This window comes from Pseudomonas mercuritolerans, assembly GCF_025706525.1.
GTDB lineage: Bacteria > Pseudomonadota > Gammaproteobacteria > Pseudomonadales > Pseudomonadaceae > Aquipseudomonas > Aquipseudomonas mercuritolerans.
Genome location: NZ_JAMSHA010000001.1, coordinates 142,204 through 161,396, shown reverse-complemented (window position 1 = coordinate 161,396; position 19,193 = coordinate 142,204). Strand labels below are relative to the sequence as shown.

Genomic DNA, 19,193 nt, shown 5'->3' with positions numbered 1-19,193 from the left:
ACGTAACAGAGAGGGTTTTGAAATGAACATCGGAATTATCGGCGCCGGCCACATCGGCGCAACACTGGCGCGCAAGCTGGCTGCGTGCGGTCATAAGATCAAACTGGCCAACTCGAAAGACCCGCAAAGCATTCAGGCACTCGCTGAAGAAGTCGGTGCCAAGGCTGTCACCAAAGAGCAGGCTGTGTCCGATGTCGATGTGATCATCCTGTCGATTCCCTTCGCCCGATACCCTGATTTGAAGCAGACGCTGAGCCAGGTTCCCGAGCAAGTCGTGGTCATCGATACCTCCAATTACTATCCGCAGCGTGACGGGGCGATCAAGGAAGTGGACGAGGGCAAGCCTGAAAGCGTCTGGGTCAGCGAGCAGATCGGCCGCCCGCTGATCAAAGCGTGGAATGCCGTACTCGCCGCTACGCTGGCCGATCAAGGTCAACCTGCCGAATCCGCAACTCGCATCGCCTTGCCAGTCGCCGGCGATGATGTGCGTGCCGAGGCGATCGCACAGGATCTGGTCGAAGAAACCGGATTCACCGCGCTCGCTGCGGGCAGCCTTCAGGAGTCATGGCGTCAACAACCCGGGACCCCGGCTTACTGCACCGAACTGACCTTGCCGGAACTGAAGCAAGCGCTCGAAGCTGCGGACAAGGCCCGCGCGCCGCTGAACCGCGATGGGTTGATGGCCCGATTCATGGCGCCCGGCACTGAGTTCACCCGCGAGCAGATGGTTGCGATCAATCGGGAAATGACCGCTTGATTAGAAATGAGCGGCTTGGCGTTCATGCGAAGGCGATAGCGTGGTCATCTCACACCCCCACAACTGCAAAAACGGCTCGCTGACAGTGGCCGGCCCAACCCATCGGCTGACCAGTTCGCACTCGCCATCCATGCATAACTGGTAATCGCCGGCCTGCGGGGTTCGGCCCAATTGCAGTGGTTGCAGCGGCGGCAAGTGGCGTCGGAAATGCCAACTGCCGTTCTCCAGCCGGGCATCGTCGGGTATCTCCATGCCAGCGCCGTTGCCGCGAACCCTGGCCTGCTCAAGAACCAGCCCTTGGGCCGTGACGCGGTAGTCTTCCTCCCAGCGGATCTTTTCGATGCTGTGGTTCCATGCCAGGGTGAAGTTCGCTACCGGCAACTGTGCCCAGATACTGCCGGCCAGACCCAGGCACAAGCCGATCATGCATTGGCCGCTGCGGCGCGCCGCGAGCGCCAGACGTGTTGCACGATTACCAGAATCCCGAGTGCGAAGCCGATTTCATCGGTCACGGGCAGTGCCACGATCAGCAGAGCGCCCGCACCGAGACTCAGCAAACGTTCCCAAAGCAGCATTTTCTGTTGCAGAAAACCGGTAGATGCCATGCCCCAGAGACCAACCGCCAGAAGAGTCTTGATCAGCATGTAGGCAGTCGCCCACAGGTTGTCGCCTTGCAGCATCAGTGCCGGGTTGTAGACCGCCATGAACGGGATGACGAAACCGGCCAGCGCAATGCGCACGGCCCACAGGCTGATCTTGAAGCCGCTTTCCTTGGCGATCGGTGCGGCGGCAAAACAGGCGAGGGCGACCGGCGGGGTCAGGTCGGCGAGGATGCCAAAGTAGAACACGAACATGTGCGACACGATCAGTGGCACGCCCAGCTCCAGCAGGGCGGGCGCGGCGATCGAGCTGGTGATGATGTAGTTGGGAATGGTCGGAATGCCCATCCCCAGCACCAGGCAGGTGATCATCGTCAGGATCAGCGACAGCAGCAGGTTGTCGCGGCCGATGGCGAGGATGTAGCCGGCAAACGTCGAAGCGACGCCGGTGAGCGAAACGATGCCGATAATGACGCCGACCAGTGCGCAGGCGATGCCCACCGGTACCGCGTGGCGGGCGCCCTCGACCAGCGCGTGCAGGCAGATCAGCAGCGTTTCGCGACCTCCCTTGATGAAAGCGCAGACCAGCACCAGGACGGCAATGACCGCGAAAATCACCGCGATGCCGAGCTGGAAAAAACCTGTGCAGAGCACGCCGAGTGCAATCCAGAACGCACAGCGCAGGCCAAAGCTGTGCACCCGGAAAATGATCGCCGAGCCAAGAATCACGATGGCAGTCAATGCCAGGCCGACCATGCCCGAGAACAGCGGTGTGCGCCCGGAAAACAGCAGGTAAACCAGGACCAGCAGAGGAATCAGCAAATACCAGCGGGCTTTCACCGCGCCCCAAGCGCTGGGGCATTGGTCTTTGGGCAAGCCCTTGAGGTTGGAGCGCTTGGCTTCCAGATGGACCATCCAGAATACCGAACCGAAATACAGCAGGGCCGGAATCAGCGCCGCCTTGGCGATTTCGACGAAGGGCACATTGATGGTTTCAGCCATGATGAAGGCGACCGCGCCCATCACCGGAGGCATTATCTGGCTGCCCATGCTGGAGGTGGCTTCCACGCCGCCGGCGAACGCGGCGCGATAGCCAAAGCGCTTCATCAGCGGAATGGTGAATTGGCCGGTGGTGACGACGTTGGCAATCCCGGAGCCGGTAATTGTCCCCATCAAGGCCGACGAGGCCACGGCCACTTTCGCCGGGCCTCCCAGCTTGTGCCCGAACAAGCCCATGGCGAAGTCGGTAAACAGCTTGATCATGCCGGCCTGCTCAAGGAACGCGCCAAACAGGATGAACAGGAAAATGTAGGTCGCCGATACGTAGGTCGGCGTGCCGTACAGCCCTTCGGTGCCGAACGACAGCTGGTTGATGATCTGGTCGAAACCGTAGCCGCGATGGGCCAGTTCGCCGGGCAGGTATTGCCCGAACAGACCGTACGCCAGGAACAGCCCGCAAATCACCGGCAGCGCGATGCCCATCACTCGTCGTGCGGCTTCGAAAACCAGAGCGATCAACACGATGCCGATAACCAGGTCGGCCGACGTCAGATCACCGGAGCGCTGGATCAGATCGGCCTCGAACACCCATTGATACAGCGCGGTAGCGATGGCGGCCAGGCTCAGCAGCCACGCCAGCGGTTGCCACGGACGGTCTGTGCCGTGTGCCGGATAACTGAGAAACACCACCCACAGCAGGAAACCGACGTGCACCGCACGCAGCACCTGGCTGGAGAGGGGTGAAAAGGCTGCGGTGACGATCTGGAAAATCGAGAACAGCAACGCTACGTAAAACAGGGTTTTCGGCCAGTCCCGTGGGTTCGCGGAAATACCGTGATGCTCGTCACTCATTGGCTGCCTTCCTCATGACCACACAAAGGAATCGACGCTGCAGTGGCCGTCACGCCACTGCGCACAAGCGCTTATAAAGCGCCTTTTTCCTTGTAGTAGCGCTCGGCGCCGGGGTGCAGCGCGATCGGCAGGTTTTTCGCAGCCGCTTCCAGCTTGATGTCCTTGGCCGCCGAATGGGAGTTACCCAAGCGCCCCAGGTTGTCGAACAGCAGGCGGGTCATGTCATAGACGACGTCATCCGGCAGGTCGGCGCGGGTCACCAGAATATTGGTGATTGCCACGGTGGGCACGGCTTCGGCCTGTCCGTCGTAGGTGTTGGCCGGGATCATTGCGCTCTGATAGGCCGGATTGCCGATTTTTGCCACCACTTCGCTCGGGATAGCCACGTAGTTCAGCGGCATCACCGACGACAGGTCACGAATGGCGGCCATGCCCAGTCCTGACGATTGCAGGGTGGCGTCCAGTTGCCGGTTCTTGATCAATTCCACCGATTCGGCAAACGGCAGATATTGCACCTTGCCCATGTCCTCGTAGGTCAGGCCGGCCGCTTTGAATATCGCCCGCGCATTCAATTCGGTGCCGGATTTTGGGGCGCCTACCGAGATGGTCTTGCCCTTGAGATCGGCGAGGCTTTTGATCCCCGACTCTTTGCTGGCGACGATTTGGATGTAATTGGGATAGGCGCCGCCCAAGGCGCGCAACTTGGTCAGTGGTGTTTTGAAGCCGGCGTCTTCCACGCCGTTTTTGGCGTCGGCCACTGAGTCGCCCAAAGCCAGGGCCAATTCGCCGCGACCGGCCTGTAGCAGGTTGAGGTTTTCTACCGACGCTTTGGTGGCCTGCACCGATGTCTTCGAGCCGGCAATACCGTCGCTGTAGATTTGCGACAGACCGACCCCGATCGGGTAGTAAACCCCACTGGTTCCGCCGGTGAGGATATTGATGAACACGGGCGCGGCCTGCGCAGCACTGCTAAGGGTCAGCGTGGCGGCGGCCAGCAGGGCAAAGCGTGTTTTGACTCGCATGGGGGCACTTCTCCGTCTTGTTATGGTTTTAAGCAGAGTGATTGCACTCTAGCCGGTCCCGGCTGAACGTGATCGTCACGACGTCAGTTCATCCCCAGCCAGTTCGGCAGCACCAGTGAGATCCACGGCACGTAAGTAATCAGGATCAGGAACAACAGCAGAATCGACAACCAAGGCATCGCGGCTTTGACTGTGGCGGGCAAGGACATGCCGGTCACCGCCGAGGTCACGAACAGGTTCAGGCCCACCGGTGGCGTGATCAGGCCGATCTCAAGGTTGACCACCATGATGATGCCGAGGTGAATCGGATCGATGCCCAGTTTCATCGCGATAGGAAAAAGGATGGGCGCCAGGATCAGGATGATCGCCGACGGTTCCATGAACGCGCCGGCAATCAACAGGACAATGTTGACCACCAGCAGGAACGTCACCGGCGTCAGGCCGGCGTCGATCACCCAGGCAGTGATTTGTTGGGGTAACTGTTCGGTGGTCAGCACGTGGGCGAACAGCATGGCGTTGGCAATGATGAACATCAGCATGATGCTCAGCTTGGCCGAGTCGAGCAGAACCTTCGGTGTCTCGCGAAAGGTCAGATCCTTGTAGACGAACAGAGCGATAAAGGCCGAATAGACGGCTGCCACTGCGGCAGCTTCGGTCGGGGTGAACATGCCCGAATAGATGCCGCCGAGGATGATCACCATCAGCAACAGGCCCCATATTGCCTGGCGTGCCGTACTCAGAAACTCGCGAAGCGTCGCACGCGGCAAGGCGGGGAGATTTTTCTTCACCGCAACGATGTAGATCGCCACCATCAATGCCGTGCCCAGCAGCAGGCCAGGCACCACGCCGGCCATGAACAGCTTGCCCACGGAAGTTTCTGTAGCGGCGGCGTAAACCACCATCACGATCGACGGCGGGATAAGGATGCCCAGCGTACCGGCGTTGCAGATGATCCCTGCGCCGAACGCTTGCGGGTAGCCGGAACGGACCATCCCGGCAATCGCAATCGAGCCCACCGCAGCGACCGTGGCGGGACTTGAACCGGAGAGGGCGGCGAACAGCATGCAGGCCAGCACCGCCGCGATGGCCAGGCCGCCGCGAATATGCCCGACACAGGCGTTGGCGAAGTCGATCAGCCGGCGGGCGACGCCGCCGGTGGTCATGAAGGCCCCTGCCAGCAGGAAAAACGGAATGGCCAGCAGCGTGTAGTGTTCCGAGGTCTCGAACAGTTTGATCGCCAGCGAGCGCACCGAGTCGGGACTGAAGAAAATGATCGTCAAGGAGCCGGCCAGGCCCAGCGAGATGGCGATCGGCACGCCGATGAACATCAAGGCGAACAGGGCCACGAACAGGAAGGCAATGGTCATGGCTTGTCTTCCTCGTGTTCGGCAAGTTTCAGCGCGTCGGCCGCCTCATCGGCCAGGCCGAGGCCGGTCTGACGATTGAGCAGGATGCGCAGGAGAATTTCAGCGAAGCGGATGAACACCAGCGCGAAGCCCAGCGGCACGATCAACCCGACATGCCACTGCATGACGCCGAAATGGCCAAGATCCTCGGCACCGATACCGGCGTTCATCAAGGTTTCGATCCATTCGAAGCTGGCGACGGCGAGCAGCCCCGCGTAGGCCAGACAGCACAGGCAGGCGAGGATGCCGATGTAACGCTGTACCGATCTGCGCGCCAGTTTGACCAGTGCGTCGACACCGATATGCCCGGCGGTGCGCACGCCATAGGCCAGGCCGAAAAAAATCAGCCAGCCAAACAGCGCTTTGGTCAGGGCAGTGCTCCAGGTCATGGCCTGCGCCATGCCCATGATCTGATCGCCAACAGCGAACAGCGGAACACTGGCCGCCGGCCAATGATCGGCGAGCCAGTAAAACAGGCTGTAGAAGTTATTGAGGATCACGTAGACAAACGTGACGAGGGTCATGGCCGCCAGAAGGAAGACGATGAAGCCTTCCTCGAAGTGTTCCCAGATTCGCCGAAGCGCTTTCATGGATGGCATCTCACGTCGAGTGAAGACGGGCAGGCGCCGACGCAGCGGCGCCTGCCTTGCGATTATTGCGCCTGGTTTGCGGCTTCGGCAGCAGAGATCAGCTCAGCGCCGATTTCGCCTTCGAATTTCTTCCACACCGGTTTCATCGCGTCGCGCCATTGCCCACGTTCTTCTGGCGTAAGCGTGATGATTTCCGTGGTTTTGGCGGCAATGATCCGCTGCTTGTCACCCTCGTTCAGTTGCTGGGCTTCCTTGTTCACGTGGGTGGTGACTTCCACGACGATCTTGTCCAGTTCGCTGCGCACGTCGGGCGGCAGGCCGTTCCAGAATTTGGTGTTGGTGATCAGCATGTAGTCCAGTACACCGTGGTTGGATTCGGTGATGTATTTCTGCACTTCATGCATCTTCTGGCTGTAGATGTTCGAGTAAGGATTCTCCGCCCCGTTGACCACACCGGTCTGCAGGCCTTGGTATACCTCGGCAAAACTCATCTTGCGCGGATTGGCGCGCACCGCCTTGAACTGCTCCTCCAGCACCGCCGAGGCCTGCACGCGGAACTTCAGGCCGCGCGCATCAGCGGGCACACGCAGTGGCTTGTTGGCCGACAGTTGTTTCATGCCGTTGTGCCAATAAGCCAGGCCGGTGATGTTTTTGCTTTCCATGGATTTGAGCAGGCCCTGACCCTGCGGGCTCAGTTGAAAGCGGTCGACAGCGTTGATGTCATTGAAGAGGAAGGGCAGGTCGAACAACTGCACTGACTTGGTGTACTGCTCGAACTTGGCCAGCGACGGCGCAATCATCTGTACATCGCCGAGTAACAGGGCTTCCATTTCCTTGCCGTCACCAAAGAGCGAGGAGTTGGGGTACACCTCGACTTTGACCTTGCCCGGCAAGCGTTCCTCGACCAGTTTCTTGAACAGCAACGCACCTTGCCCCTTGGGCGTCTGGTCAGCGACCACATGCGAGAACTTGATGATCACCGGGTCTGCCGCCATGGCCGGGTTCATGCTGCTTACCGCCAAAGCGCAGGCAAGTGCGCTGAACAGAGATCTGAGCATCTGGGTGATTCCTCTTGTTTTTATTGTGATGACCGCTCGACGCGCTGAACGCGTTCAAGTGCCGAGACATGTTCAAGTCTAGGCAGAAATATCTGATTTGCCGGGGAATTGACCAGAAAAGGCAAAACACTGTCAGAAGGCCCGACTGTCAACTGTCACAGGAGAAGTTACTGGCCGTCTTTCTGGGCGCGGATTACCAGCAAGCCGGCAATCAAAATCAACGCCATTCCTGCCCATGTAAAAATATCCGGGACCTCGTGGAACACCACGTAACCCCAAAGACAGGCAAAAACCAGGTAGGCGTAATCAAACGTGCCGATCAGTGCCGCGGGCGCGATTTGATAAGCCTTGGCGGTAGCGGTGTTGATGAAGATCAGAGCGCAGGCATAACAGAAGATGAACAGTGTCACTTGCCAATCAAGCGTTTGCCATGGGGAGAGTAGAAAACCGCCAGTTGTGGCAGCCGTGTCACTGACCATCAGCGTAGCGATTGCGCCGATGCTGGCGGCGACGAGGAAAGCTGTATTCAAACCAAGAGCCAATACCAGTGGATGTTCACTGCGACAATGTCGGCGCGTCACTACCATCGCAAGCGCGTAGAACACAGCAGCGATGACGGGCAGCAGCGTTGCGAGAACGAAGATGTCCGAGCCTGGACGTAACACCGTTGCGACACCCGCAAAGCCTGTTGCTATCGCCACCCAGCCACGCAGTGATAACGGCTCACCTCCATAAAGGGTGGAAAAAAGCGCAATGAACAGGGGCGTCGTGTAGATCGCCACGGCAGCCACTGATAATGGAATCAGCGGTAATGCCGCGTAATACGTTACCCACATCAACAAAAGCAGGATGCTCCGGACGGTCACCCAGTACACCGAAGCAATCCCCTGGCGGCCCGATCTGATGTGCCTGCCGAGCCAGACTCCAAGGGCGGGAACCGACAGACAAGACACCAGGAGGAACAGCTGCCAGAGCGGTAGGCGTGCGCTGAAGTATTTGACCGCTGCATCGGCCAGCGAGAGCAGAAAGACAGCAGCGCTGATCAGCACTATGCCCTTGGAAACGCTGTCGCTGCTCGCATTGTGCTTGCTCACGCACCGTGCTCCTGTTCCGTCAGTGAGTTGCGATCCTAGCAGACGTTCGTGCATTACAGATGGTTAAGGTCCGGCACTGCGTATGAGATGCGCATGCCCTGACGGGCTGGTCCGAAGAGGGGCTGACGTCTGCGCTGACAGACCTCAGCCCCTGTCTCCGGGTTTTGGAAAGCAGATCTGCTCTGCTCATTCAGACTCCCGTTGCTTTGGTCAACGGCAAACCGCGCCGGCGCATGAGGGCGTAATAAGCGTACGCAGGGAACAGCAAGCCAACGGCCCACGCCAGGTCTACGCCTTGCAGGCTGGTGGCAACAGGCCCGACGTACATGGAGGTATTCATGAACGGAATCTCCAGAGCAATGGTGCAAAGGAATACTGCGATTGCTGTCCAGTTCACCCGACCGTAGATGCCTGCCGGATCGAAGATGTCGGCAATCCGGTAAACGCCTTTGCGCAGCGCGTAGTAATCGACAAGATTGATCGCCGTCCAGGGGATCAGAAAGTAGCTCATGAAAAAGATGAAATTCAGGAAGAACTGCAGAAAGTCGTCCTGCGCCAGAGTGCATAAACCGGTAGCGGTCGTGCAGATGATCAGCAGGAATCCCGCACGTACAGACGGGGTGATTTTGAGTGCAGAGAAAGGCTCGATCATCGTGACCGTCGACATGAAAGCGCCATACAGGTTGAACACGTTGATGGCGATCTGGCCGTAGAGCACGAATGCCACCATCAGCAGCGTGCCTCCTCCGAGCAGGCCTATCAGATGCAGCCCGACATTATCGGAGAACCCCACCATGCCCTTGGCCAGTACGGCGCCTAACAACATCATCCAGCTTCCGCCGATCACGGTACCGGCATAGCTGTACCAGAACACTTGGCGAGTGGAAGTGTCGCTCGGCAAATAGCGAGAGTAATCCGCCACGTAAGGTGCGTAGGACAATTGCCAAGTGACCGCGATGCTGACGGAGGCGAGGAAGCTGACCAGATTGAAACCCTGCGCGGTCCATTGGCCGGCCTCTATCGGCAGCGCGAGGGCGAGCAGGGTGGCGATGCCGAAAACGGCAATCGAAATCAGCGAAAGCAGCTTCTGCACGCGATGAATCAGTTGGTAGCCGAACAGCGCGACCAGGAAGCATGCCGCGCCCAGCAGAGCGATGTTGCCAGCGGTGCTCAACGGGCTCAGGTCGCTCACCGCCTGAGCAGCCAACAGCGTGTTGCTGACGAAAAAGCCCAAGTAGATAAGCATGACGAACAGCAGCGGGACGATAGCGCCGAAAACCCCGAATTGTGCCCGGCTCTGGATCATCTGCGGAATACCCAGTCTCGGCCCCTGCGCGGAGTGCGAAGCCATGAAGATTGCACCAATCAGCGAACCGATAAGGATCGATAGCGCACTCCAGAAAAGATTGAGTCCCAGGCTGATGGGCAACACTCCAGCCGCTACCGTGGTGATGTTGGCGTTGGCACCAAACCAGACGAAGAACAGGGAACGGGGCCGACCGTGACGCTCGCTCTCAGGGATAAAGTCGATGCTGCGTTTTTCAACTTTCATGTCTGTTCTCCGTTCAGCAGGCGTCGACGAGGCGGCGTTGAAAGCGCGCTACGACTTGTGGGAATTCATCTGGCTGGAAGGCGAGGTGATCGGGTTCTGCGGTTCGAAGCGATGTTGCCGGCTCGTTGTTCCAGCGTCTCGACAACTGCTCGGTGGTAAAGAGCTCCAGCCCGTACAGCCAGTTGGAAAGGATGAACAGTGCCGAGTAATGCGCTCCCTCTGTAGTCGCACTACAGGCGTCAGCGACAAGGCTGATCTGGAAGTCGTGCTGATAGGCGTCGAACAGACTGCTCATGACACACACATCCGTCAGCACGCCGATGACCACCAGGTGCTTGATGCCTCGGCGGTTGAGCATCTGAGCCAAACGGGTGCCGTGGAAGGCGCTGTAGCGGCGTTTATCGATGACGACGTCAGCGTCTCGAGGCGCCAGGGCGTCAATGATCTCGATCGCTGATGTGCCGGCGCGGTAAGTCGTTGGCCTGCCTTGGTCGTCTACCGGTTCGCCCAGCGCCAGATCGCGGCCCGGAGCGTCGTTGACATGGCGGGTATAGAAAATCGGGATGTGCAACTGGCGAGCGCGATCGATCAGGGACGCGGCGTTATCGACCACTTGATCGAAGCGTTCGAGCGGGAAGCCATCTTCCTTTTGCATATCGATCACAAGCAAGGCGGTGTCTTGGTTCATCAGGTTTGTTCCGGATGCAGAGCGCCGGGCGAGCCGGAGGGACTCACCTGGAAACTCGGTAATGACGGTGCGCAGCGATCCGCCAAGGCGGAAACTGCGAGAGTGCGAGAGAGACTCTCGTGGGGAGGTGTTACCTGACTATCTGCCAGAAACCGTTTTGCTTCGCGCTCACGCAGGATGGCAGCTGCGGCAGCACGATGGAGGACGAAGGGCGGAATCGACGGAGATAACGCGCCATGGCTGCGCACGGCAACGCACACACCGCGCTTGAAGAGCGGGTGTGAGCGTCGCCGAAATTTGCGGAGGATGCAGGCATGGCCATAGACCTTGAGCGCGATATGCACTGGAGGAGCAAGATACGGGCCAAGCTGTGCAAGGCCTTCGAAGCCATTGAGCCAGAGCGGACCAAGCGTTCAAAGCAATGTTTTGTGGTATCTGGTATTCCATAATATTGTGTTACGTAGCGTAGCAGCGGCTTGCGTTCTTGCTCCCTTTTGAAGCAGATCCCTCCAGGCTCGCGGCGATCAACGCCGCGCCGTACGCGTACTCACATCCACCCAGACCGCCAACACCAGAATGCTGCCCTTGACGATCATCTGCCAGTAACTATCCACGTCGAGCATGGACATGCCGTTGTCCAGACTGGTGATCACCAGCGCGCCGAGGAGGGCGCCGTAGACGGTGCCGGAGCCGCCGCGCATGGAGGTGCCGCCGATGAAGCAGGCGGCGATTGCGTCGAGCTCGCCCATGCTGCCGGCGGACGGTGAGCCGGCGGCGAGGCGTGCGGTGTTGACCACGCCGGCGAGGGCGCACATCACGCCCATGATGCCGAAGATCCACAGCTTGACCGCTTGCACATTGATGCCGGACAGGCGCGTCGCTTCCATGTTGCTGCCGACCGAATAGACCCGGCGGCCGAACACGGTCTGGCTGGTGACGTAACTGAACACCCCGAGCAGAATCAGCAACAGCAGCACCGGCACGGGAATGCCGTCATAGCTATTGAGGGTCTGAACAAAACCGGCCAGCACCGCGCCGATCACCAGCACGCGCACAACATCACGCACCAGTGAATGCGCCGCCAGGCCATGCAGGGCGCGATTGCGTCGTTGTTTCCAGGTCAGGAACACTGTCAGCGCAAACAGCAGCACACCCAGGCCAGTGCCGATCGCGTGGGGCAGATAACCTTGGCCGACATAGACCAGCTCCGGCGATACCGGGGCGATGGTGGTGCCGCCGGTGATCCCCAGCAAAATCCCGCGAAACGCCAACATGCCACCGAGCCCGACGATAAATGACGGTATGCGCAAGTACGCCGCCATGTAGCCGTTGGCGAGGCCGATCATCAGGCCGCACAGGGCGACCAGACTCAGATTCGCCAGCAACGGAATGTGATAGACCACGTCGAGTATCGCCGCGAGGCCACCCAGCAGGCCGAGCAATGAGCCCACCGACAAATCGATCTCGCCGCTGATGATCACCAGCACCATGCCGCAGGCGAGGATGCCGGTGATCGACATCTGCCGCAGCAGGTTGGAAAGGTTGCGCGGGGTGAGGAAACCGCCTTCGGTCTGCCAGCTGAAGAACAGCCAGATCAGCACCACGGCGAATACCAGCGCGAGCATTTTGTAGCGGGTGAACAGTTGTTTGACCTGATTCATTTACGCGGTTTTCCGATCATTATTGTTATGGCTGCCCGGCTGGCTGAGGGCGGCGGCGAGTACCTGTTCCTGGGTCAGCTCATGGTTGACGAAGTCGCCGCGCAACTGGCCCTCGCCGATCACCAGCACTCGGTCGGAGACGCCGAGCACTTCGGCCAGCTCCGACGACACCATGATGATCGACACGCCCTCGGCGGCGAGCGCGCCCATCAACTTGTAGATCTCGTACTTGGCGCCGACGTCCACGCCTCGGGTCGGCTCGTCGAGAATCAATACGCGCGGTTTGGCCAGGAGCATTTTCGCCAGCACAGCTTTCTGCTGGTTACCGCCCGACAGGCTGGTGATCGGCAGGGATGGACTTGCGGTCTTCAGATGCAGACGGGAGATTTCCCGGTCGATGCAGCCCAGTTCGGCTTCGGCATCGATGCGGGTCATGTTCGAATAATTTTCCAGCACGGCGAGGGTGATGTTCTGACCGACACCGAGATCCGGAATGATGCCTTGGCGCTTGCGATCTTCAGGCACCAGGCACAGGCCGGCGCGGATCGCTTTCAGCGGCGTGCGCGTGTCGATCGGCTGGCCGTCCAGCCAGACTTCGCCTTCATGGCGGCCGGGGTAAGCGCCGAACAGTGCGGTGACCAGCTCGGTGCGGCCGGCCCCGACCAGCCCGGCAATGCCAAGAATCTCGCCGCGTTTGAGGCTGAAGGAAATGTCGTCGACCCGTTTGCGCTTGGGGTTGTCGACGTCGTAGCAAGTGATGTGGCGCGCCTCGAAAATCACCTCGCCAATTTCATGCGGCTCGCTGGGGTAGAGATTGCTCATTTCGCGGCCGACCATCTGCGTGATGATCTGCGGAATGTCCATGTCGGCCATGGCGGTGGTGGCGATGTGTTTGCCGTCGCGGATCACCGAAATGGTGTCGCATACGGCGGCGACTTCATCGAGTTTGTGCGAGATGTAGACGCAGGCGACGCCCTTGGCTTTGAGGTCGCGGATGATGTCCAGCAGCACTTCGATTTCCGAGCGGCTCAGGGCCGAGGAGGGTTCGTCGAGGATCAGCAGACGCGCCTGTTTGTTCAGGGCCTTGGCGATTTCCACCAGTTGCTGATAACCGCCGCCGTACTGCGAAACCGGCAGCGACACGTTCATATCCGGCACTTTCAATTCACGCATCAACGCTTCGGCGCGATGGATCATCGCCGGGTAGTTCATGCGCCCGCCCGGCAGCGTCAGCTCATGGCCCATGAAGATGTTTTCCGCCACCGACAGATCCGGAACCAGGGTCAGTTCCTGATGGATGATGACGATGCCGGCGGCCTCGGTTTCGCTGATCGATTGCGCTCTGAGCGGTTGCCCGTCCCAGAGGATTTCACCGTCCCAGGTGCCATGGGGATAGACCGCCGAAAGGATCTTCATCAGCGTCGACTTGCCGGCGCCATTCTCGCCGCACAGGCCCACGCATTCACCGGGCCTGACCTTGATGTCGATGCCGTTGAGCGCTTTGACACCGCCGAAGGTTTTGACGATGCCGTTCATTTGCAGCAGATAGTCGGACATGGAAAAGGCTCGTATACCAGGGACTCAAACACCACTGAACCTGTGTGGGAGCGAGCCTGCTCGCGAAGGGGCCTTTTCAGACAGAGCTTTACTGACTGACACTCCGCTTTCGCGAGCAGGCTCGCTCCCACAGGTCTGATCAAGATTTACGACCGGATCACTGCCCGGCAATCTGCGCCTTGGTGTAGAAGCCGTCCTGTTCGAGCAAGTCGATGTTGTCCTTGGTCAACGGCGTTGGCGTGAGCAGGATGGTGTCGACCTTTTTGCTGCCGTTGTCGTACTGCGAGGTGTAGGCCGGTTTTTCGTTGCGCGCCAGTTGCACCGAGAGCTTGGCCGCTTCCGAGGCGATGAGTTTCAGCGGTTTGTAAACGGTCATGGTTTGCGTGCCTGCGATCACGCGTTTGACCGCTGCGAGGTCGGCGTCCTGACCGGAAATCGGCACCTTGCCGGCCAGTTGCTGCGCGGCCAGTGCCTGGATGGCGCCGCCAGCGGTGGCGTCGTTGGAGGCGACGATGCCGTCGATTTTGTTGTTGTTACGGGTCAGCGCGTTTTCGACGATGCTCAGCGCTTCGGTCGGGTTCCATTCCTTGACCCACTGCTGGCCAACGATCTTGATATCGCCCTTGTCGATGGCCGGTTGCAGCACTTTCATCTGGCCTTCACGGAGGATCTTGGCGTTGTTGTCGGTCGGCGCGCCACCTAACAGAAAGTAATTGCCCTTGGGCGCTGCTTTCAGCACGCCGCCGGCCTGCATTTCGCCGACTTTTTCGTTATCGAAGGAAATGTAGGCGTCGACATCGGCGTTGAGAATCAGCCGGTCGTAAGACACCACTTTAATCCCGGCTTTCTTCGCCTCGGCGACGGCGTTGGTCAGCACTGTTGCGTTGAACGGCACGATGACGATTACATCGACGCCGCGAGAGATGAGGTTTTCGATCTGCGATATCTGCTTCTGCTCGTTGGCGTCCGCCGATTGCACGAAGACTTTGGCGTCCATTTTTTCTGCCGCCGCGACGAAGTAATCGCGGTCGCGCGACCAGCGTTCCAGACGCAGATCGTCAATGGAGAAACCGATTTTCGGGTGGGTGGCGTCGGCCATTACCGGCAGAGCCAACAACGCCAGGGCACTGGCCAACAGCGTACGTTTCAAGTTCTTCATGGTGGTGCGTCCTTTTATTTTTGTTGGAAAGACACGGCCTGACGATGAATCGGGCTGGTAGAACTGTAGAGAATCTGCCGACGCAGCAGGCACAGAATTGTCGTGCAATTGTCACAGCGTCGTTGCGTCGACAGAGGGTCTCGGCGATCAGCGATACAGGTAACGGTTGACGATGTTTTCGAGCATTTCCTGGCGGCCGCTGACGGCTTGCGGGTTCAGCTCGTTGCTGAACGCGTGCTCGGCCAGTGACTCGAGATTGAAGTCGCCCGCCATCACCGCTTGCCCGAACGGCTGACGCCAGCCGGCGTAGCGTTGATCCTTGAGCACTTGCAGTTGATCGTTCTCAACCATCGCGGCGGCGCGTTCCAACGACAAGGCAAGAACGTCCATGGCGCCGACGTGGCCGTGGAAAAGGTCGATCTCGTCGAGGCTCTGCCGGCGCACCTTGGAGTCGAAGTTGAAACCGCCATTCTTGAAACCGCCGGCCTTGAGGATTTCATAGGTCGCCAGGGTCATTTCTTCGACGCTGTTGGGGAATTGGTCGGTGTCCCAGCCGTTCTGCGGATCGCCACGGTTGGCGTCGATGCTGCCGAAAATACCCAGCGAGGCAGCCGTGGCAATTTCGTGATGAAAGCTGTGGCCGGCCAGGGTCGCGTGGTTGGCTTCGATGTTGACCTTGATTTCTTTCTCCAGACCGTACTGCTGGAGGAAGCCGAATACCGTGGCGCTGTCGTAATCGTATTGGTGCTTGGTCGGCTCCTGCGGCTTGGGTTCGATCAGCAGGTCGCCGGTGAAACCGATCTTGTGCTTGTGCTCGACCACCATGCGCATGAAGCGCCCGAGTTGTTCGCGCTCGCGTTTCAGGTCGGTATTGAGCAGGGTTTCGTAGCCTTCACGACCGCCCCACAGAACGTAGTTGGAACCCTTGAGGCGATGAGTCGCGTTCATTGCGCTGAACACTTGCGCGGCGGCGCAGGCGAACACTTCCGGATCGGGATTGCTCGCTGCACCGGCGGCAAAACGAGGATTGCTGAAGCAGTTGGCGGTGCCCCAGAGCAGCTTGATGCCGCTTTGTTCCTGATGCTGTTCGAGGCGGTCGATCATTTGCGCGAAGTGTTCGCGGTACTCCTTCAGCGAGTTGCCTTCGGGGGCGACGTCCGTGTCGTGAAAGCAGTAGTAATCGATGCCCAGTTTGCTGAAGAACTCGAATGCGGCTTGAGCCTTGCCGATAGCCAGTTCCATCGGTTCGCCACTGCGTTGCCACGGGCGTTTGAAGGTGCCGGCACCGAACACATCGGAGCCCGGCCAGACGAAGGTGTGCCAGTAGCAGGCGGCCATGCGCAGGTGTTCGCGCATGGGTTTGCCGAGGATCAGTTTGTCGGCGTCGTAGTGACGGAATGCGAGGGGCGAATCACTGTTCGGGCCTTCGTAGCGAACCGGCTCGATATTGGGGAAATACTGCATGGACCTTGTCCTTGTTGTTCTTGGCGGTGTCTCGATACTAGCAACGGCCCCGTGCCCGCTGATTATGAAAAGCCTCAACTGCGAGTGCGATTTTGCGTATTGAGCTTCAGCGCTCGCAGGCCTAGTCTGTGTCCATCGTCGCCGCGACATGGCGGCCTGGAACAGTACAAAAACAATTTGAGGCCGCTTTCGCGAGCAGGCTCGCTCCCACATTGAACTTGTGTCGTTCACAAAACCCTGTGGGAGCGAGCCTGCTCGCGAATGGCTTGACGCAAAATCCGGATACTGAATGAAGAGCCTACCGCCCGTGCACCGCATCGCCCTGTTGTTCAACGGCAGCAAGATCTACGACCGTGGAATCATCAGCGGCATTGGCAACTACCTGAGCAGCACCCGCGCTTCCTGGGACCTGTTTCTGGAAGAGGACTTTCTCTGCCGCTTGAAAGGCATCGAGCGCTGGCAGGGTGACGGGATCATTGCCGACTTCGATGATCCGCTGATTGGCGAGGCGCTGGCCGACATTCATTTGCCGGTAGTAGCGGTGGGCGGTTCCTACGAGGATGCACGCGCTTATCCGAAAGCGATTCCCTACGTTGCCACTGACAACAACGCATTGATCACGCTGGCTTATTCGCATCTGGTCGAGGCGGGGTTGCAGCGCTTTGCCTGTTTCAGCCTGCCGGAGGCGCAGGCCAATCGCTGGGCGCAGGAGCGGGAAAAAGCCTTTCGCAAACTGATGCAGCGCGACGGCCTGCACGCTGAGATCTATCGCGGCATGGGCACCAGCGCGCCGCTGTGGGACAGCGCCGTCGAGCAACTGATCGCCTGGCTGCACAGCCTGCCAAAACCGATCGGCATCATCGCCGTCAGCGACGCGCGCGCCCGGCAGTTGCTGCAAGCCTGCCTGACCGCCGGCATCGCCGTGCCGGAGCAGGTCGCGCTGATCGGCATCGACAACGACCCGCTGACCCGCAGCCTGACGCGCGTACCGCTGAGTTCAGTGATTCAGGGCACCGAAACCATGGGCCGCACCGCCGCGCAATTGCTGCACCAGATGCTCCACGGCATGCCGTCCACCGGTACGCAAATCCTGATTCCGCCGGACGCGGTCAACGTGCAGGTGTCGAGCCTGCATCAACCGCTGGGCAATCCCTACGTCATGCAAGCGCTGCTGTTCATCCGCCAATATGCCTGCCAAGGCATCAAGACCGCGCAGGTGGCGGCCTATGTCGGCGTGTCGCGTTCATCGCTGGAAGCGCATTTCCGCGCTGAGCGCGGTTGCAGCGTGCATGACGAGATTCTGCGTTTCAAACTGGCGGCGGCTACCAGCGGTTTGAAGAACACCGATGCGGCGATTGCCGACATTGCCCAGGCCTGCGGCTTCAAGTCTGCGCAATATCTGCACACGGTGTTTCGTCGCGAGTTCGGCTGCACGCCCCGCGAATATCAGCAGGGCGGGGCGTAGCGCTGCGAAGACTTACGCCAGCGCAGCGGCACTGGCTCTGGAGCGCCAGGCGAACGTCAGCACCATCAGCAGGCCCAGACCAGCCATCGCCGCGCCGGCCAGGGATATCGCCGGATAACCCAGCCCGGCATTGATCACCGCGCCACCGAGCGCCGCCCCGATCGCGTTGCCGAAATTGAACGCACCGATGTTCACCGCCGAAGCCAGATTCGGCGCGTCCTTGGCCGCTTCCATCACGCGCATCTGCAGCGGCGGCACCAAAGCGAAGCTGGCGATACCCCAGATCAGAATGGCCACGGCGGCCGGCAGCGGCCAGCGCATCAGCACCGTGAATGCGAGCAACACCACAATCAATGCGCTCAGCGACACGATCAGGGTGCGGTCGATAGAACGGTCGGCAGCCTTGCCGCCCCACATATTGCCCAGCGTCAACCCGATCCCGAACAACACCAGCATGGCGGTTATGAACGCGGTGGAGGCGTGGGTCTCGCTGCTGAGGATCGGCGCGATGTAAGTGAAAACGGTGAACATCGCACTCGAGCCGACCACGGTCAGGGCCAGCGCGGCCAATACCGGACCTCGGCCCAATACACGTATTTCCGCCAGCGCACCCGCGCCTTGCTCTGCTTTCAGATTGGGCAGGGCGAACCACAAGGCGATCATCGTCAGCACGCCGAGGCCGGTAATGCCCCAGAACGCCGTGCGCCAGCCGAACAGCTCACCAAACCACGCCGCCAGCGGCACACCGCCAATGGTCGCCAACGTCAGGCCCATGAACATTGCCGCCACGGCGCCGGCACGTTTTTCCGGCGCGACCACGCTGGCGGCGACCACGGAGCCCACCCCAAAGAATGCGCCGTGATTGAGCGAGGTGATCACTCGGGCGACCATCAGGCTGGAGTAATCGGTGGCCAGCGCTGACATCAGGTTACCCAAGGTGAAAATCGCCATCAGCCCGATCAGCAGATAGCGCCGCGGGATCTTGCCGGTGGTCAGGGTCATCAGCGGCGCGCCGAGCAGCACGCCCAAGGCGTAGGCACTGACCAGCAACCCCGCAGCGGGAATGGAAACGCCGAGATCGGCGGCGATGCCGGGCAACATGCCCATCGGCGCGAACTCGGTGACGCCGATGCCAAAGGCGCCGACAGCGAGTGCAACAAGTGGTGGATTGATACGCATGGAAAGTCTCCTCATCTATGCCGCCAATGCTACGATCCATCGTTTTCAGGCGGTAGATGGCGATTTTGGCAATCACCTTTGCGTAAGAGGC

16 protein-coding genes are annotated in these 19,193 nt (G+C 59.8%); 2 read left to right on the top strand and 14 right to left on the bottom strand.

Going from position 1 to position 19,193, the window contains the following annotated elements; translation table 11 throughout:
- Nucleotides 1-22: 22 nt before the first annotated feature.
- Nucleotides 23-757, top strand: a complete 735-nt coding sequence (locus ND528_RS00720; protein WP_024012583.1) for an NADPH-dependent F420 reductase — start codon at nucleotides 23-25, stop codon at nucleotides 755-757.
- On the opposite strand, the gene ND528_RS00715 is transcribed toward ND528_RS00720, so the two are convergent.
- From ND528_RS00715 to xylA, 13 genes are all read right to left on the bottom strand, one after another.
- Complete coding sequence (locus ND528_RS00715; RefSeq protein ID WP_212616088.1) at nucleotides 758-1,183, bottom strand: DUF1850 domain-containing protein; 426 nt, start codon at nucleotides 1,181-1,183, stop codon at nucleotides 758-760.
- Nucleotides 1,180-3,207 (bottom strand): TRAP transporter permease, encoded by a 2,028-nt coding sequence (locus ND528_RS00710; RefSeq protein WP_212616089.1) that lies wholly within the window; start codon nucleotides 3,205-3,207, stop codon nucleotides 1,180-1,182. The genes ND528_RS00715 and ND528_RS00710 overlap by 4 nt, the downstream gene beginning before the upstream one ends.
- Before the next feature lie 71 nt (nucleotides 3,208-3,278).
- Complete coding sequence (locus ND528_RS00705) at nucleotides 3,279-4,229, bottom strand: TAXI family TRAP transporter solute-binding subunit (protein ID WP_110645770.1); 951 nt, start codon at nucleotides 4,227-4,229, stop codon at nucleotides 3,279-3,281.
- An 83-nt stretch (nucleotides 4,230-4,312) separates the two neighbouring features.
- The gene (gene dctM, locus ND528_RS00700; protein ID WP_041480541.1) at nucleotides 4,313-5,596 is read right to left on the bottom strand and encodes a C4-dicarboxylate TRAP transporter large permease protein DctM; all 1,284 of its coding nucleotides are present in this window, start codon (nucleotides 5,594-5,596) and stop codon (nucleotides 4,313-4,315) included.
- Entirely contained in the window at nucleotides 5,593-6,225 is a 633-nt protein-coding gene (locus ND528_RS00695) for a TRAP transporter small permease (RefSeq protein WP_016774320.1), read from the bottom strand. Before ND528_RS00695 ends, dctM begins: the two co-directional genes overlap by 4 nt.
- A 62-nt stretch (nucleotides 6,226-6,287) precedes the next feature.
- On the bottom strand, nucleotides 6,288-7,283 hold the full coding sequence (gene dctP / locus ND528_RS00690) for a C4-dicarboxylate TRAP substrate-binding protein DctP (RefSeq protein ID WP_137213323.1): 996 nt from the start codon (nucleotides 7,281-7,283) through the stop codon (nucleotides 6,288-6,290).
- Nucleotides 7,284-7,450: 167 nt separating this feature from the next.
- Nucleotides 7,451-8,377, bottom strand: a complete 927-nt coding sequence (locus ND528_RS00685) for a DMT family transporter (RefSeq protein WP_178083674.1) — start codon at nucleotides 8,375-8,377, stop codon at nucleotides 7,451-7,453.
- A 190-nt stretch (nucleotides 8,378-8,567) separates the two neighbouring features.
- A complete protein-coding gene (locus ND528_RS00680) occupies nucleotides 8,568-9,929 on the bottom strand; it encodes a purine-cytosine permease family protein (RefSeq protein ID WP_263469346.1) in 1,362 nt (453 codons plus the stop codon).
- 13 nt (nucleotides 9,930-9,942) lie between these two features.
- Nucleotides 9,943-10,617: a cysteine hydrolase family protein gene (locus tag ND528_RS00675; RefSeq protein WP_122746501.1), complete on the bottom strand. Its 675-nt coding sequence runs from the start codon at nucleotides 10,615-10,617 to the stop codon at nucleotides 9,943-9,945.
- Nucleotides 10,618-11,141: 524 nt separating this feature from the next.
- Nucleotides 11,142-12,278: a sugar ABC transporter permease gene (locus ND528_RS00670; protein ID WP_024012594.1), complete on the bottom strand. Its 1,137-nt coding sequence runs from the start codon at nucleotides 12,276-12,278 to the stop codon at nucleotides 11,142-11,144.
- A complete protein-coding gene (xylG, locus tag ND528_RS00665; protein ID WP_263469345.1) occupies nucleotides 12,279-13,835 on the bottom strand; it encodes a D-xylose ABC transporter ATP-binding protein in 1,557 nt (518 codons plus the stop codon). It lies immediately after the preceding gene.
- Nucleotides 13,836-13,992: 157 nt separating this feature from the next.
- Nucleotides 13,993-14,994 carry a D-xylose ABC transporter substrate-binding protein gene (gene xylF, locus ND528_RS00660; RefSeq protein ID WP_016774327.1) on the bottom strand — a complete coding sequence of 334 codons (1,002 nt, stop codon included), beginning with the start codon at nucleotides 14,992-14,994 and terminating at the stop codon, nucleotides 13,993-13,995.
- Nucleotides 14,995-15,141: 147 nt separating this feature from the next.
- Nucleotides 15,142-16,458 carry a xylose isomerase gene (xylA, locus tag ND528_RS00655; protein WP_263469344.1) on the bottom strand — a complete coding sequence of 439 codons (1,317 nt, stop codon included), beginning with the start codon at nucleotides 16,456-16,458 and terminating at the stop codon, nucleotides 15,142-15,144.
- Nucleotides 16,459-16,747: 289 nt separating this feature from the next.
- On the opposite strand from xylA, the gene ND528_RS00650 reads away from it, so the two are divergent.
- Nucleotides 16,748-17,923 carry a XylR family transcriptional regulator gene (locus tag ND528_RS00650; RefSeq protein WP_016774329.1) on the top strand — a complete coding sequence of 392 codons (1,176 nt, stop codon included), beginning with the start codon at nucleotides 16,748-16,750 and terminating at the stop codon, nucleotides 17,921-17,923.
- Nucleotides 17,924-17,935: 12 nt separating this feature from the next.
- Here ND528_RS00650 and ND528_RS00645 read toward each other — a convergent pair whose 3' ends face one another.
- Nucleotides 17,936-19,102, bottom strand: a complete 1,167-nt coding sequence (locus ND528_RS00645) for an MFS transporter (protein ID WP_263469343.1) — start codon at nucleotides 19,100-19,102, stop codon at nucleotides 17,936-17,938.
- Nucleotides 19,103-19,193: the final 91 nt, after the last annotated feature.